Source organism: Arthrobacter crystallopoietes, assembly GCF_017603825.1.
GTDB classification, from domain to species: domain Bacteria; phylum Actinomycetota; class Actinomycetes; order Actinomycetales; family Micrococcaceae; genus Crystallibacter; species Crystallibacter crystallopoietes_B.
In genome coordinates this window covers 446,679-461,135 of the sequence record NZ_CP072014.1, presented here as the reverse complement: position 1 = coordinate 461,135, position 14,457 = coordinate 446,679, and the positions used below count along the sequence as shown (strand labels likewise).

The 14,457-nt window shown below is 65.2% G+C and carries 15 protein-coding genes; 4 read left to right on the top strand and 11 right to left on the bottom strand.

The annotated features are described in order from the left end of the window. Window positions 1–72 precede the first annotated feature (72 nt). The 3 genes from J5251_RS02195 to J5251_RS02185 form a co-directional block, all read right to left on the bottom strand. A complete protein-coding gene (locus J5251_RS02195) occupies window positions 73–759 on the bottom strand; it encodes a PspA/IM30 family protein (protein ID WP_208575047.1) in 687 nt (228 codons plus the stop codon). Between the two features lie 49 nt (window positions 760–808). Beyond that, window positions 809–1,414 (bottom strand): hypothetical protein, encoded by a 606-nt coding sequence (locus J5251_RS02190; RefSeq protein ID WP_139007124.1) that lies wholly within the window; start codon window positions 1,412–1,414, stop codon window positions 809–811. Between the two features lie 134 nt (window positions 1,415–1,548). After that, window positions 1,549–1,755 carry a cold-shock protein gene (locus J5251_RS02185; RefSeq protein WP_139007125.1) on the bottom strand — a complete coding sequence of 69 codons (207 nt, stop codon included), beginning with the start codon at window positions 1,753–1,755 and terminating at the stop codon, window positions 1,549–1,551. A 314-nt stretch (window positions 1,756–2,069) separates the two neighbouring features. Here J5251_RS02185 and J5251_RS02180 point away from each other — a divergent pair, with 314 nt between their 5' ends. After that, window positions 2,070–3,167, top strand: coding sequence for a fatty acid desaturase family protein (locus J5251_RS02180; RefSeq protein ID WP_208575046.1), 1,098 nt, complete (start codon window positions 2,070–2,072; stop codon window positions 3,165–3,167). A gap of 64 nt (window positions 3,168–3,231) precedes the next feature. Here the strand turns inward: J5251_RS02180 and J5251_RS02175 are convergent, their stop codons facing one another. From J5251_RS02175 to J5251_RS02155, 5 genes are all read right to left on the bottom strand, one after another. Further along, window positions 3,232–4,572 (bottom strand): MFS transporter, encoded by a 1,341-nt coding sequence (locus J5251_RS02175; protein WP_208575045.1) that lies wholly within the window; start codon window positions 4,570–4,572, stop codon window positions 3,232–3,234. Between the two features lie 174 nt (window positions 4,573–4,746). Next, entirely contained in the window at window positions 4,747–5,577 is an 831-nt protein-coding gene (locus J5251_RS02170; protein WP_208575044.1) for an aldo/keto reductase, read from the bottom strand. Window positions 5,578–5,618: 41 nt separating this feature from the next. Beyond that, window positions 5,619–6,047: a hotdog fold thioesterase gene (locus J5251_RS02165; RefSeq protein WP_208575043.1), complete on the bottom strand. Its 429-nt coding sequence runs from the start codon at window positions 6,045–6,047 to the stop codon at window positions 5,619–5,621. A gap of 80 nt (window positions 6,048–6,127) precedes the next feature. Next, a complete protein-coding gene (locus tag J5251_RS02160) occupies window positions 6,128–6,421 on the bottom strand; it encodes a DUF503 domain-containing protein (RefSeq protein WP_139007129.1) in 294 nt (97 codons plus the stop codon). Between the two features lie 75 nt (window positions 6,422–6,496). After that, entirely contained in the window at window positions 6,497–7,237 is a 741-nt protein-coding gene (locus J5251_RS02155) for a dienelactone hydrolase family protein (protein ID WP_244250762.1), read from the bottom strand. 235 nt (window positions 7,238–7,472) lie between these two features. Here J5251_RS02155 and J5251_RS02150 point away from each other — a divergent pair, with 235 nt between their 5' ends. From J5251_RS02150 to catC, 3 genes are read left to right on the top strand one after another with little or no spacing between them, the layout of a single operon-like run. After that, the gene (locus J5251_RS02150) at window positions 7,473–8,363 is read left to right on the top strand and encodes a LysR substrate-binding domain-containing protein (RefSeq protein ID WP_139007130.1); all 891 of its coding nucleotides are present in this window, start codon (window positions 7,473–7,475) and stop codon (window positions 8,361–8,363) included. A gap of 3 nt (window positions 8,364–8,366) precedes the next feature. Further along, window positions 8,367–9,473, top strand: coding sequence for an enolase C-terminal domain-like protein (locus J5251_RS02145; protein ID WP_208575042.1), 1,107 nt, complete (start codon window positions 8,367–8,369; stop codon window positions 9,471–9,473). A gap of 28 nt (window positions 9,474–9,501) precedes the next feature. Next, window positions 9,502–9,780: a muconolactone Delta-isomerase gene (gene catC / locus J5251_RS02140; RefSeq protein ID WP_139007132.1), complete on the top strand. Its 279-nt coding sequence runs from the start codon at window positions 9,502–9,504 to the stop codon at window positions 9,778–9,780. Window positions 9,781–9,852: 72 nt separating this feature from the next. Here catC and J5251_RS02135 read toward each other — a convergent pair whose 3' ends face one another. Genes J5251_RS02135 through benC form a run of 3 tightly spaced genes read right to left on the bottom strand, consistent with a single transcriptional unit; the run spans window position 9,853 to window position 14,437 of the window. Then, a complete protein-coding gene (locus tag J5251_RS02135; protein WP_208575041.1) occupies window positions 9,853–12,528 on the bottom strand; it encodes a helix-turn-helix transcriptional regulator in 2,676 nt (891 codons plus the stop codon). A 53-nt stretch (window positions 12,529–12,581) separates the two neighbouring features. Further along, on the bottom strand, window positions 12,582–13,406 hold the full coding sequence (locus tag J5251_RS02130) for a 1,6-dihydroxycyclohexa-2,4-diene-1-carboxylate dehydrogenase (protein ID WP_208575040.1): 825 nt from the start codon (window positions 13,404–13,406) through the stop codon (window positions 12,582–12,584). Beyond that, window positions 13,403–14,437, bottom strand: coding sequence for a benzoate 1,2-dioxygenase electron transfer component BenC (gene benC, locus J5251_RS02125; protein ID WP_208575039.1), 1,035 nt, complete (start codon window positions 14,435–14,437; stop codon window positions 13,403–13,405). Before benC ends, J5251_RS02130 begins: the two co-directional genes overlap by 4 nt. Between the last annotated feature and the right edge of the window lie 20 nt (window positions 14,438–14,457).

Sequence of the window (14,457 nt, the reverse complement as noted above, 5' to 3'; positions counted from 1 at the left end):
ATTCGCTACTGTCATCACGACCATTCTAGGTCGTTGGGCTTGGCGAATGTGGATTGTCAACAATCAAGAATGCTATTGGCCGGGATTCCGGCGCTCCTTGAGCTGCCTGAGTTCCTCTTCCGCGCCCAGCCTGGTCTCCAGTTCCTCGAAGGCCTGCAGGACCTGCGGCGAGTTCGGGTCGGACCATGCCAGCTCTTCGTAGGCCGCGGCCTGTGCCTGCATCCGTCGGGCCTCGTGCTCCGCTTCCCGCGCTGCGGCGTTGGCGGCGGCGGCCTGCTGGCCGGACGCGGTCAGGGTTTCGCGCAACCCAAGGGCGGCCTGCGCCGCGTTATGGTCTGCTTTGAGGGACTGGTAGCGCAATCTGGAATCCTCGATTCCGTGCTCCAGCCGCATGAGAGTCTGTTCGAGCCCGCGCACTTGGGCGTCCAGTTGCTGGCGCTGTCCCGTCAAGGTTTCCAGCCACTTGCCCACGGTGATGCTGCGCTGCAGCGCCTGCCGCGCGCCGTCGTCGTTTCCTGCCTGCACCGCTTCTTCGGCGAAGCGGTTGAGCGAAGCCACCTCAGCGGCGGCCTGCTCGGCCAGCAGCTCCACGCGACGGCGGTTTGCAGCGACGTCCGCGACGCTGCGGCGGGCCTGGTCCAGTAGGTCAAGCTGATGCTGGTGGGCGCCGTCGAGGGAGCTGATGGGGTTCTCGGGCTCCTGGCTGGCGGCCGACCGTTTGGCTCGGATGATGCGGGAAAGGCGTCGTCCGATCGACATGGCAGGATCCTTTAGCGGTGAGAGGAGCTGGGCAGGGTCAGGGCCGTGGTCAGGGGAGTTGCCGCGAGCCGTATGCCGTGTTCCAGGTCCGCAGCGCATCCACTTCCAACGCCAGATGCGTGCTAACGCGCTCGATCTGCGAAGTGCTGACGGTATGCCCGTTCTGCAGCAGCGACTGGCGCAGCTCCGCGGACAATCCGGACAGCCTTTCGACCTGCTCGGAGAGCCCCGGGACAAGGGTCTTACGCAGTTGCGGATTCGGTTCACGCTGCGCGAGATGCAGTTGTTCGTCCAAAGCGCGCTCCGCGCGGGCAAGGTTGGCGGCGACCGCAGGCAGATCGCCCAGCGGCCGGCCCTGGGCATCGGCGGCAGCCAGCGAGCGGACGGTTGCCTCGGAGGAGCGCTCCAGCTGCATTCTCAGCCGCGCCAGTTTGCGACCGGCGTCATCCGCGGCGACTGACCGGACGACCATGCTGCCCTTCCGCACCCCGCGCTGCACTACACCGGAACGCCGGATCCGGCGGACCACCAGCCAGCATGTGACGGCGAATGCCAGACCCATGGCAGCTACCACAGCGCCACCAATCAGCAGGATCTGCGGCACTACCTCGGTCACAAATTCAGCGGCACTGGGGTCAACGGTGGTTGGGAGCATAACAACCATTCTGCCCTCCCGGGTCTGCTTCTTGCTAGTGGAGTGTCCCAGGCAACAAAAAACGGAGCCGGCCTCTTCGTGAGAAGAAACCGGCTCCGTTTGGAATCAGTGTGCGGCGTTAGCCGCAGCCACCTTTAGAGGGAGCGGATGTTCGCTGCCTGCAGGCCCTTGGGGCCCTGGGTGGTCTCGAACTCGACCTTCTGCTCTTCGCGCAGTTCGCGGTAGCCACCATTGGCTTCGATAGCCGAGTAGTGAGCGAAAACGTCGGCAGAGCCGTCGTCCGGAGCGATGAAGCCGAAGCCCTTTTCGGAATTAAACCATTTCACGGTTCCTGTTGCCATTTTTGTACTCCTCTAGAGCCTTGAATGAGATCCCGCTTTTCGGGACCCCTCGCAGCGGTGTTCTTTACGGCCGTTCAGAGAAGCACAAGTTACTCCGGCGGAGGAACCTGTTGCTCAAAATCAAATGCGCAACACAACAACTACAGGGATAACTGTACAGGATGTTTGGGAGGGCCAATTACCACTGCTTCTACCACCGCTTTGTGCGTGTTCAGCCGCCGTTCAGATTCGGCGGCTACACTGAAACGTATCTGCAGGGCATACGCCCGTTTATCACACGGCTGGGAAGTCGGACTCAATCCCCCGAAGGCCGTATGAGCATCACAGCATCACCGCGCAATGCCCGGACAACCCGCGGAACGGCTGCCTCGAGCAGCTATTCGAATCTGATCAAGACCATCCGCGAAGCCGGCCTCTTGCGCCGTCGTACTTCTTTTTACATCACCCTCTTCGTGGCCCTCTGCCTGGGGTTGGCAGGCGCCGCCACCGGCTTCGTGCTGCTGGGCGACAGCTGGTTCCAGCTGATCATTGCCGGTGTACTGGGCGTCCTGTTCACGCAGTTGGCGTTCATTGCGCACGAGGCCTCGCACCGGCAGGTGTTCGAATCGGGTCCGGCGAATGACCGTGCCGGCCGCGTGCTGGCCAACGTCTTTGTCGGCATCAGCTACCAGTGGTGGATTAACAAGCACAACCGCCACCACGCCAACCCCAACACCTTGGGCAAGGACCCGGATATCGAGCAGGACACCATTTCGTTCCTGCCGGAGCAGGTCGCCGAGCGCAAGGGCTTCATGGCCTGGTTGACCCGCCGCCAGGGCTACCTGTTCTTCCCGCTGCTCACGCTCGAGGGCCTGAACCTGCACGCCACGTCCATCCGGTACCTGTTCTCGCGCGAGACCGTCAAGGGCCGCAAGCGCGAACTGGGCATGGTGTTTGCCCGGCTGGCCTTGTACATCGCGGCCATCTTCTACTTCCTGCCGCTCGGCATGGCCTTCGCCTTTCTCGGCGTGCAGCTGGCCGTCTTCGGCGTCTACATGGGTGCGTCCTTTGCGCCGAACCACAAGGGCATGCCGCTGATCCCCAAGGATTCCAAGGTGGACTTCCTTAGCCGCCAGGTCCTGACCAGCCGCAATATCATTGGCCGCACCCGATTGGGCAACCGCTTCATCAACGGCCTGATGGGCGGGCTGAACTACCAGGTGGAGCACCACCTCTTCCCAAGCATGCCGCGGCCCAACCTGGCTCACGCCAGCGAGATCGTCCGCGAATACTGCGCCACGCACAAGATCCCCTACACAGAGACCACGTTGCCGCAGTCGTATGGCATTGTGATCAACTACCTCAACAAGGTGGGCCTGTCGGCGCGGGATCCGTTCGATTGCCCGATGGTCAACACCTACCGCCCGCGGTAATCCCAGACCATCGAACAACGACGGCGGTGCCTGGCTGGCGCCGCCGTTTCGGATTAAGCGCGGCTCACGACGACGGCGGCTGCGCGCGTTGTGTGACTCCTTCGGTTGTCTCCATTGGATGCGCGATTTCATCCTGCGGCATCCGGGCAAGGAGAATGGCGGCGATCGCGAGCACGGGCGACGCCACGGCAACCACCACGTAGATCAGCCAGATCGGCACCACCTCGGCGACCGGTCCTGCGAGAGCCATCGACACCGGCATCAGCGCCAGTGAGACAAAGAAGTCCAGGCTGGAGACGCGGCCGAGCAGGTGGGGCGGAACCCGGCGTTGCAGCAGCGTTCCCCAGATGACCTGCGCCACGCCCCAGGTGAAGCCGCAGGTGGCGAGCGCTGCCGCCATGAGCCAGAAGCTGTTGGTCAGCCCGAGAATGCCCATCGGCACGGTCCCGAAACCCCACAGCAGCATCATCAGGGTCAGATAACGCCGGGGCAGCCGGAAGCTGGACACTGTCAACGCACCGGCCGCGCCGCCGACCCCGAACATCGCCAACATGAATCCGAACGTCTGGGCCCCGCCACCGAGTTGTTGCCGGATGGCAAAGGGCAGCAGCACTTCCAGCGGCCCCATCAGCAGGAGCAATAGGACAATGGCGTACAGCAGCGTCCACAACAGCCACGGCGTGCGGACCGTGTAGGCAACGCCTTCGCGCAGGTCAGCCCACACGGAGGAACGGGCCGGTGCCGAAGGTGCGCCGCCGCCACCCGAGCGCAGACGCAGCAGGATGCTGAAGGCAATGGTGTGGGCGGCGGCGATGAGCGCGGCGGTGTGGCCCGGGCTGGTCGCTGCGATCACCATGCCCGCGACCGCCGGGCCGGCTGCCTGCTGCAGCACCGGCCGGATGGTGCCCTCCATGCCGTTGGCGGCGAGAAGCTCCTCAGGCGGCAGGATGCGCGGCAGAATAGCGGAATAGGCCGGGAAGAAGAAGGCCGATGCGATGCCCAGCATCGCTGCAGCTGCAGCGACATGCCACAGCTGCAGCCGCCCGGTCAGGGCCAAAAGAGTGACAGATGCCAAGGCCACCAGGTTGACCGCTTCCACACAGATCAGGATCAGTCTGCGGGGCAACCGGTCCGCCGCAATGCCGCCGAGGAGCACAAAGGAGACCAGCCCAAGACCCGCCAGCGCGGCCACGAACGACAGTTCTGCCGGGCCGCCGCCGAGGGCGATGACCTGGTAGACCATGGTCACGGCCCACATGCCGCTGCCGAAGATGGAGATGGACAGGGCCGTGATCAGGATCCGGAAGTCGTGCCGGCCCAGCGGCCTCAAGGCCCGGAGCCTCGCGGCCCCGGACCGCCGCGCAGCAGTAATTACGGGTTGCTTCTGTGCGAAAAGCTTCTTCATGGCAGCTGTCGGTTCCTGTGCGGCCGAAGACTGCGCCGTTCGCTGGCGATCGGCCGCGCAGTTTTACTGTCCGCTTGCTACGTTGCCGCGTCAAGGGGGCAGCGGCAGCACTTTAGGGCCTGTCCGGTGGTTGCAGCAGCGGGATGGTTGCCGGGGCGCCGGACCGCCGAAACCCTACATCTGGGTAAAGGCCGCAGTGGCCGGATCCGCCCCGATCCTGTTGCCGGCTTCCAGTGCCGTGATGGCGTTAACCTCGTCCGGGGCAAGCGTCAGGTCGGCCGAAGCGAGGTTCTCGGCCATGCGCTCCGGGCTCACGGTCTTGGGGATGACGATACTGCCCTGGGCCAGATGCCAGGCCAGGACGATCTGCGCTGGCGTCGCGTTGTGCTTGGCCGCCAAGTCGGTGACCGTAGCATGGTTCAGGTCCGCGCCCTGGCCCAGCGGGCTGTAGGCCTCGATGGCGATGCCGTGCTTGCGGCTCAGCTCCACCGTCTCCGCCTGCTGCAGCGTCGGGTGGATTTCGATCTGGTTTACGGCCGGCACGAGATCCGCCGCCGCGAGCACGGCCTCCAGGTGCTCGGGAAGGAAGTTGGAGACACCGACGGCGCGGGAGCCGCCGTCGGACTGGATCTTCTCCAGTTCCTTCCAGACCTGGACATAGAGGTTCTGCGTCGGAACCGGCCAGTGGATTAAGTACAAGTCCACATAGTCCAGGCCGAGCTCTTGCAGGCTGTTATCGAACGCTTTACGTGACATGGACTGCTCGCCGTTGCGCAGCTTGGTAGTAATGAACAGGTCTTCGCGGGCAATGCCGCTGGCCTTGAGGGCGGCGCCGACACCGGACTCGTTGCGGTAGGCCGCAGCCGTATCGATATGACGGTAGCCCGCTTCAAGGGCTGCTTCGACGGCGCGCTGTGTTTCGGCCGGCGGCACCTGGAAGACACCGAAGCCAAGCTGGGGAATAGAGACGGAGTTGTTCAGTTCGATCGCGGGCACAGTGGCCATGGTGGTTTCCTTCACGGTAGACGGACAGGCTCTTTCGCGGGCTATTTTTTGGGTACATGGACGCCGAAGACCCGCAGTTCGGCCAAATGCTGCGCGTCCTGGTCCTCGATCGTGATGTCCACGATGTTGTTGCGGCCGTAGCGGGTGCGCTCAACGCCGGTGGCGATCAGCTTGGAGCCGGCCGCTCCTGGTGCAATATAGGTGATTTCCGCTTGGCGGGAAACGGAGGGGTGTCCGAGGGATTCGCAGACAAATGCGAAAACAGTGTCGCCCAAGGTGAACAGGTAGCCGCCATGCAGGATGCCGTGACCGTTGAGCATACTGTCCTGTACCGCCATGGACATGACCACGCGGCCGGCTTCGGCTTCCACCACCTCGATGCCCAGGTGCTGCGAGGACTTATCGAAAGAGTAGAGGTGGCGGATCCGGTCTTCGACCGTCTCGTAATCTTTGGCTGCGGGCGTGGTCACAGTTTCCTCCATGACAGTGGCGTGGGTCTCGAAGTCAACCGTATCGGAGAGACAGCCCGATGGAGGACGCCTCCAAGAAGTCAGTCGTCGCTGGAGCGGATCTGCCGACGTGCGCTGAGCAGGTCCACCCCGGGACGGTAGGCCACGTAATTCTCCGCGGCGTCGAGCACCTCAACGATGTGGGCCCGGTCCGCACCGACGAGTCCGACGCCGAGCCCGGCGCGCCGGTGCAGGTTGTGATGGTCGACTTCGGCGATGGAAACGTCGAAGCGTTTTCGCACCTCGGCGATGACGGGCCGGACAACAGAGCGTTTCTCCTTTAGGGAATGGACATCTCCCAGAAGCAGGTCCAGTTCAATCCAGCCGATCCACATGTACCCATGGTGCCTTGGCCCCGATGATTTGTCGCCGTTCCCTGCGGCGGCTGAGGGCACGATCCCGGCGCGGAATCAGTTCAGATGCCGGTCGAGGAACGCCAGGGAGCGGTTCCAGGCATCGGTTGCGGCGGCTTCGTTATAGGCCTTCGGATTGCGGTCGTTGAAAAAGGCGTGGCCGGCATTGGGATAGACCACCGAGTCGAAGCTGATTCCGGCTTCCTGCAGGCCGGCCTCGACCTCCGGCAGTTTCTCGATCAGCCGGGTGTCGCGCTCGCCGTAGAACGCAAGCACCGGGCAGCCGATGTGGTGAAACTCGTCCACACTGAAGTTCGCGTGGCCGTAGAAGGGCACTGCAGCCTTCAGCGCCGGTTCGTGGACCGCCAGTGACCAGGCGTAGGTGCCGCCGAAGCTGAAACCTGTCACGGCGATGCGTCCGGCTACGGCGGCGTTGCCTTTCAGGTAGTCGAAGCAACGCTTCGCGTTGGCGGTAATGCCGGCGATTGTCTTCTTCGATCGCAGCGGGGCGAGGAAGGGGCGCATCCGGGGCTGCGTGGCGCTGCGTCTTTCCGGATGCGCCATCGCCTCGCCCAGTTGGGCGGCCACATCGACGTCCAGACCCGTACTCGAGAGCAGGTCAGGGGCGACCGCAAAGTAACCTTGGGCAGCGAAGCGGTCGGCCACGTCCCGAACATGGTCGTTCAGGCCCCACACTTCGTGGATGACGATGAGGCCGCCCTTGATGTCCAGGCCCGGGGTGCTCTGGTAGACCGGAAGAGCGTTCTCGCCAGTGCCGATCTCGACCATTTCTCCCATGCGGCCACTCTTGCACGGCTTGGCGCCGGGGAGAAGGGGGCAGGGCGGTCATGCGAGTTCAGGAATGGAAGCGGGAGCCCACTGCGGTGTGGGCGAAGGCGGCCCGGCTGAAGCGAGTTTAGGATGCGTCGCATATCAATCCGGGCCTAATATGTATTTCTCATTAGTAATGAGCGCGTCCTAATCTGGAAGCGGTGGTATTCATCAGGACGCGAAGAAGAAACGGAGGTGCGTAATGGAAACCCGGCACCTGCGTTATTTTATTGCCGTGGCCGAGGAACGGCATTTCGGCCGCGCGGCCGATCGTCTGCGCATGGCCCAGCCGCCGCTCTCCCAGCAAATCAAGCAGCTCGAAGAGCAGTTGGGCACGCTCCTTTTCACCCGCACTACGCGCAAAGTTGAGCTCACGCCCGCCGGTGAGATGCTCCTGGAGCGCGGGCGGCGGATTCTCGAAGACCTGGAGACACTGCAATCCGATGTCACACAGGTGGGCACCGGCGTGCAGGGCATCCTGCGGATCGGTTTTGCCGGCTCCGCGACCTACCGCTTAATGCCGCAGATCGTCCGCGAGGCCAAGGACAAACTGCCCGGGGTCCAGCTCAAGGTCCGCGGCGAGATGCTGACGCCGCAGATGGTGGACGGCTTGGAAGACCACAGCCTTGACGTTGCGATCCTGCGGCCACCGGTCCGCGCCGCAGGACTGGAACTGAAGTTCCTCGAACACGACGAACTGGTGGTGGCGCTGCCGGATGATTCTCCCCTGGCCGCCTTCGAAACAGTGTCACTCGAACAGCTCGCAGGGGAGCAGTTCATCAGCTACCCCGCGAATTCCGCGGTCAACGAGGCCTTCATCGATGCCTGCCGCAAAGCCGGCTTCTACCCGAACGTTGTACAGGAAGCCCGCGAAACGTCCACCCTGCTTTCCTTCGTCGCGGCCGGGACCGGAGTGGCGCTGATTCCTACCACCACACGCACCCTTTCCATCCGCGGCACCGTCTTCCGCGAGCTCAAGGACGCACCCGTTGTGGACCTGGCGATGGCCTGGCGCGGCGCGGACACCAGGCCGCTGGTCGCCCGCTTTACCGAACTTCTGCAATCCGTCACCCAGCCCGTAAAGGAACGTTGACCCGTGAAAATCGAGCGCATCGAGGCAATTCCCTATTCCATCCCGTACGCCAAACCGCTGAAGTTTGCCAGCGGCCAGGTCACCGAGGCAGACCACGTGCTGATCCGGGTCCACACCGATGAAGGCATCGTCGGCACCGCTGACACCCCGCCGCGGCCCTACACCTACGGCGAGACGCAGGACTCCATTGTTTCGGTGGTCACGAAAATCTTCGCACCCGCCGTCGTCGGTCTTGATCCAATGGACCGGCAGAAGATCCACGCCATCCTGTCGCGGACCATCCACAACCAGACTGCCAAGGGCGGGCTGGACATCGCGCTCTGGGACATCATCGGCCAGACGGCCAACGCCCCGGTCAGTTCCCTGCTGGGCGGCTACACCGACGCCATGGACGTCTCCCACATGCTCGGCTTCCAGCCCGCGCAGAAGCTGCTCGACGAGGCCCTGCGCTTCCGCGGCGATTACGGCATCAACACCTTCAAGCTCAAGGTCGGGCGGCGGCCGCTCGCGCTGGACATCGAGGCCTGCCACGTCCTGCGCGAGGGGCTGGGCCAGGACACTGAGCTGTACCTGGACGCCAACCGCGGCTGGACTGCCAATGAGGCGATGGAAGTACTGCGCCAGACGGACGGCCTGGGACTCTCGCTGCTAGAGGAACCGTGCGACGCCAAGGAAGCCATGAGCCGGCGCCGGCTGGTGGACAAGTCCCCGATTCCCGTGGTGGGGGATGAAAGCGTACCGACGGCGGGGGATGTTTCCCGCGAACTGCTCTCCGGCGGCTGCAACGCGATCAGCATCAAGACCGCCCGCAGCGGTTTCACCGAGGCCCAGCAGATTCTGGGCCTGTGCACCGGACTCGGCGTCGACGTCGTTATGGGTAACCAGATCGATACACAGATCGGCACCGTTGCCACCGTGACCTTCGGTGCCGCGCACGAAGCCACTTCGCGCCGTGCCGGCGAGCTGTCCAACTTCCTGGACATGAGCGATGACCTGCTGGCCGAGCCGCTGGTGATCAAGGACGGCAAGATCAGCGTCCGCCAGGTCCCCGGTGTCGGGGCCGCCATCGATGAAGCCAAGCTGGCACATTACCGCCAGGACAACAAGTAACCACGCCGTTCCCAACCGAAGGAATCACATGCTGTATCTGGTCCGAATGGACGTCAACCTGCCCGTCGACATGCCCGCCGAGGAAGCCGCCTCGATCAAGGCCACCGAGAAGGCCTACTCGCAGAAACTCCAGCAGGATGGCCGCTGGGCCAGCATCTGGCGCGTCGTCGGTGAGTACGCCAACTACTCAGTGTTCGACGTCGAAAGCAACGACGAGCTGCACGAACTGCTCTCCGGGCTGCCGCTGTTCCCGTACATGGACATTGACGTGATCCCGCTGGCGAAGCACCCGTCCTCGATCAAGTAGCACGGCCGCGGCTTTCGGTAGACCGACGCCCCTGGTTCCCACTGGAGCCAGGGGCGTTGGCTTTTGCCGGAGTCAGGGGCGTTGGCCTTCCGGCCGGTACCGCGCCGCCAGCTCGGTGCGGGAACGGATCTGGAGCTTCGCGTAGATCCGGGTCAGGTGGTACTCCACCGTTTTGACCGAGACTATGAGCTCCTGTGCCGCCTCGCGGTTGCTTCTGCCCTGCGCGACGAGCAGGGCCACGGCGTGTTCCTGCGCCGTCAAGGAACTGCCATCCGCGTCTTCGCGTCGCTGGACATCGACGCCGCTGGCCGCGAGCTCACGGTCGCACCGGGCGACATAGATTTCCGCGCCCAGTAAGGCAAAAGCCTGCCGTGCGGCGGCCAGCTGCTGGGAGGACTCCCGCCGTTTGCCCGCGCGACGCAGGCTCTGGCCGTAGGCATACTGTACCCGCGCACGGTGGTACGGGGCAGACAAGGGCGCCAGCTGCCCCAAGGCGCCCTCGAACGAGCGGCGCATGGCGTCGAGGTCGCCGCGGGCGGCATGGATGCGGCCGCGCACATATCTCAGCTGGGACAGCGCGGTGCGGTGCCGGCGTTCCGCGGCCAGGCTCTCGTACGGCGCGAGGAACGCCGAAGCTTCTTCGACGCGGTCCTGCAGGACCAGCGCGTTGGCATAGGTGTCCTGCCAGATCCAGAAAAAGGGTTCGGACAGTTGACCCGGCCATGTCTGCGCGAGCGGCGCAAGCACCCGGATAACCCCTTGGTAGTCAGCGCGTGCCTCCATTAGTTGGGCCTGGGCCAGCAACGCGGGACTGAGCATGCTTTCATAATTTTCCGCCGATGCCGTACCCAGGCGGAGGTGTTCGCGGGCCCGGTCCTCGTTGCCGCGCAGCGCATGGATCTGGATAGCGGTCCAGTGGAGCAGCGGCCGCAACAGATCCAGCTGTGCCCGCTCCAGCTTTGCGGTCGCGGCCCCGACGGTGGCAAGGGCGGCGTCCCAGTCACCCAGCATGAAATGGGTCCGTGCCAGCCAGGCGCTGGCCCACAACGAGATGCGCAGCGATCCGGACCGGTACTCTGTGGGCACGGCGGCCTCCAGCTGCATCCGCGCCGTTTCCGGATCGTCCAGCGCCAGCCGGGCCCAGCCGCTGCCCAGCAGGACCCGCTGGCTATGGGCGCCGGGAGGGGCGTCCGCGAGCACATGCTCATAGTGTCGGCGCGCGGCTTCGGGTTGGCCGGAGGCAGCAAGCCCCAGACCGATGATCGCTTCGGTCTCGATAGCGATCGGGCTGCCGGGCGCCGCCAGCTCGACGGCACGAGTGGCCCATTCGATGATGTCGGCGCCCCGCCAGCGGGCCAGCGCATGAATGACCTGGCGCTGGGCGATCTGGGCGCCGATCGCCGGGTCCTCGGGCGGCCGGCGCTTCCAGGCATTGTCCAGATGGAACTGCGCCTCGGCTTCCCGGCCGCGGCAGACGGCCAGATAACCCAGAACGCCGTCGCGCTCGGCCGTAGCGGGCATGCTTTCAAGCGCCGGAAGCAGGCGGATGGCCTGGACCAGCCGTCCGGCACCGACCAGGGCATCGGCCGCCCGTACCAACCGGCCCTGCCGGTTGCGCGCCTGCGTGCTGAGCCTGCTGGCCTCCAGCAGCGCGTCGGCGGCGGCCGCCCACGCTCCGGTCGAGGCTTGGCTGGCCGCAAATTCATCCAGTTTGCCCGCCAGCTCGTCGTCGGCGGCTGGAGCGGACCGCGCCAGGTGCCACAGGTGCAGGGCCTCATCAGGCAGCACCTCAGCGGCGTGGCGGTGCAGCTCGGCACGACGCAGTCCGGACAGCTGATCATAGACCGCGGCCCGGAACAGCGGCAGCCGGAAGTCGAGCAGGTGCGCATTGTCGGAAAACTCGGTCCGCAGCAGGCCTGTCGCCACGGCGGCATCCATGACGGCCAGAGGATCGGAAACCCCTGCGATTGCGGCGATGTCGAAAAGGTCTCCGGACTGGCCGATGATTGCTGTCGCCTCGATCAGTGCCCGGACTGCGGCGGGAACTTCTGCGAGCTGGTGCGCCACCTGGGCCGCGACGGCCGTCGAGGCCGGCAGCCGGCTGAGACCGTCCACCGCGGCACGTGCGGGCAGTTCCGGCAGCAGCTCGCAGACATAGCCGGGCAGCCCGCCGGTGTGGCGGCGGATCTGCTGCGCGGCAGGCCCGGACAGCTCCCGGCCGGTGAGGTGCTCGTGCAGCTCGCGGATTTCACCGGCGGACAGCGGCTCAAGCAGCAACCGGGTGATCCGGTGGCCGGACAGGTGGCGCGCCGTGGCGCGGTCGATCGCGGCGGTGCTGTCGAGGGTCAGCAGGACCAGCAGCGGACCCGAAGCCGGGTCTTCCGCCAGCTGGAGCAGCTCATGAATAGAATCGGCGTCGACCCACTGGATATCTTCAAGAACGACGGCGGCCGGTCCGTCTTCCCGGAGCCGGCCGAGCAGGTCCGCCGGATCGCTGCCCTGCGCCAGACGGACCAGGCCGGACCGGGGTGCGGACTCGACCCATTGCAGTCCGCCGGAGCGCAGGACCCGCAGTTCCGGATGGCCAGCCAGGAATTTTTCCAGCACAGCGCTTTTTCCAATGCCGCCGGGGCCGGACAGGACCACGGTCCTGGACCAGCCCTGCTTAACGTCCTGCAGGAGCTCCCCGAGAACGGAGAGCTCCTGCAAACGCCCGACAAAGAGGCTGTCGTAACTCCGGTAAACCATTGCCTACGAGCTTAGCCCGCCCGAGCTTAGCCCGATGGCGCCGAGGGCACCGATCAGCCCAGATCGCCGCCAGCCACGGGCAGGATGGTGCCCGTAATGTAGGACGCTTCGTCCGAGGCCAGGAAGACGATGGCCGCGGCCTGCTCGTCCAAGGTGCCGTAACGCTTGAGCAGCGAGGAATTCACCGTCTGGTCGACGATCTGCTGGTACCAGGCCTTTTCCTGTTCCTGCTCCGGTTCGGGTCCGCGCTTGACCTTGCGGGCCGGGGCCTCGGTGCCGCCCGGGGCCGTGGCGACCACGCGGACGCCGTGCTGCGCGGCTTCCAGAGCCAGCGACTGGGTCAGGGCATTGACGCCACCCTTCGCCGCCGCGTACGGCGCCCGGTTCACGCCGCGCGTGGCCACCGAGGAAACGTTGACGATCACGCCGGCGCCCTGTTCGATCAGCTGTGGCAGAGCCGCGCGGCAGGTCCACAAGGTGGGGAACAGCGAGCGTTGGATTTCCTTCTGAATCTCCTCGGCGGCATAGTGCTCGTACGGTTTGGCCCAGATGGTGCCGCCGACGTTGTTGATCAGCACGTCGATCCGGCCGAAGGCGGCGACGGCTTCAGACACAGCCGACTCCGCGCCATCGAACCGCTCCAGGTCGGCCGTCACGCTGCTGGCTTTGGCGCCGTTGGCACGGAGTTCCGCAGCCACCTCATGGACCAGCTCGGCGCGGTCCACCAGTACGACAGCGGCGCCCTCCGCACTGATCCGGCGGGCCACGGCCAGCCCGATGCCTTGCGCGGCGCCGGTAACGACGGCGATCTTGCCCTCGAACCGGCCCGGGAACACCTTGGGCGCACCTTCGGGCGTTGCCTCCGGGACACTGGTCATGCCGAGGCTCCGACCAGGTCCGCTGTGGGTGCCAAGGCGAACTTTTCGGAGTAGAAGTTCGCCGGGGTGATGCCTTCGGACTTCAGGTAGCCGCGCACTGCCTCGACCATGGGAGGCGGGCCGCAGAGGTAGACATCGACGTCGCCATCATTAACATGCGTCGGCTCGATCAGCGCGGTCACATAGCCCTTGTTCGGGGCCTCACTGTCCGGATCCGCCACGCAGTAGTCCCAGGTGAATCCCTCGATCGTCTCGGCGTAGTGGCGCAGCTTGTCCAACTCCACCAGATCCGCATCCGTGGTCACGCCGAGAATGAGATGTACCGGCTGGCCGGGCGCCGTCGTCGTCATGGTTTCGAGCATGGCCAGCAGCGGGGCCAGGCCGGTGCCGCCGCCGAGCAGCAGGGCCGGGCGCTTGGGCTCGCGGAGGAAGAAACTGCCCATCGGGCCGGTGAACTCCAGGGTGTCTCCGACCTTGGCCTCGTCGCTCAGGTAGGTGGACATGGCGCCGCCGTCGGTGATCTTGACGAGGAAGGAGATCTCTTCCACGTCCGGGCCGTTGCTGAAGGAGTAAGAACGCTCGACGCCGCGGCCGGGCACCTGGATGTTGACGTACTGGCCGGGCAAGTAGGACAGCGCGGCGCGGTCGCCGACGGACATGCTGAAGCCGATGGTGGTCGGCGAGTAGCGCTTGATGTCCGTGACGGTGCCAGTGTGCGTGCTGGCACCGGTCTTGGCCATGTCCGAGGTGGTGGGGATCTGCAGCACCAAGTCGCTCTTCGGCGTCATCTGGCACGGCAGCGCGTAGCCGGCGTCCGCCTCGTCGTCGGTGAGCGCCTCGTCAATGTAGTCGCCGCCGTCGTACGTACCGGACTCGCAGAGGGACTTGCAGGTACCGCAGGCGCCGTCGCGGCAGTCCAACGGAATGTTGATACGGGCCTTGTACGAGGCGTCCGCGACGGTCTCGTTGGGACCGCAGTTGATGAAGCGGGTGACGCCGTCTTCGAAGCTCAGTGCAACCTTGTAGGTCATGGGGGTGTTCCTTTCCGGAT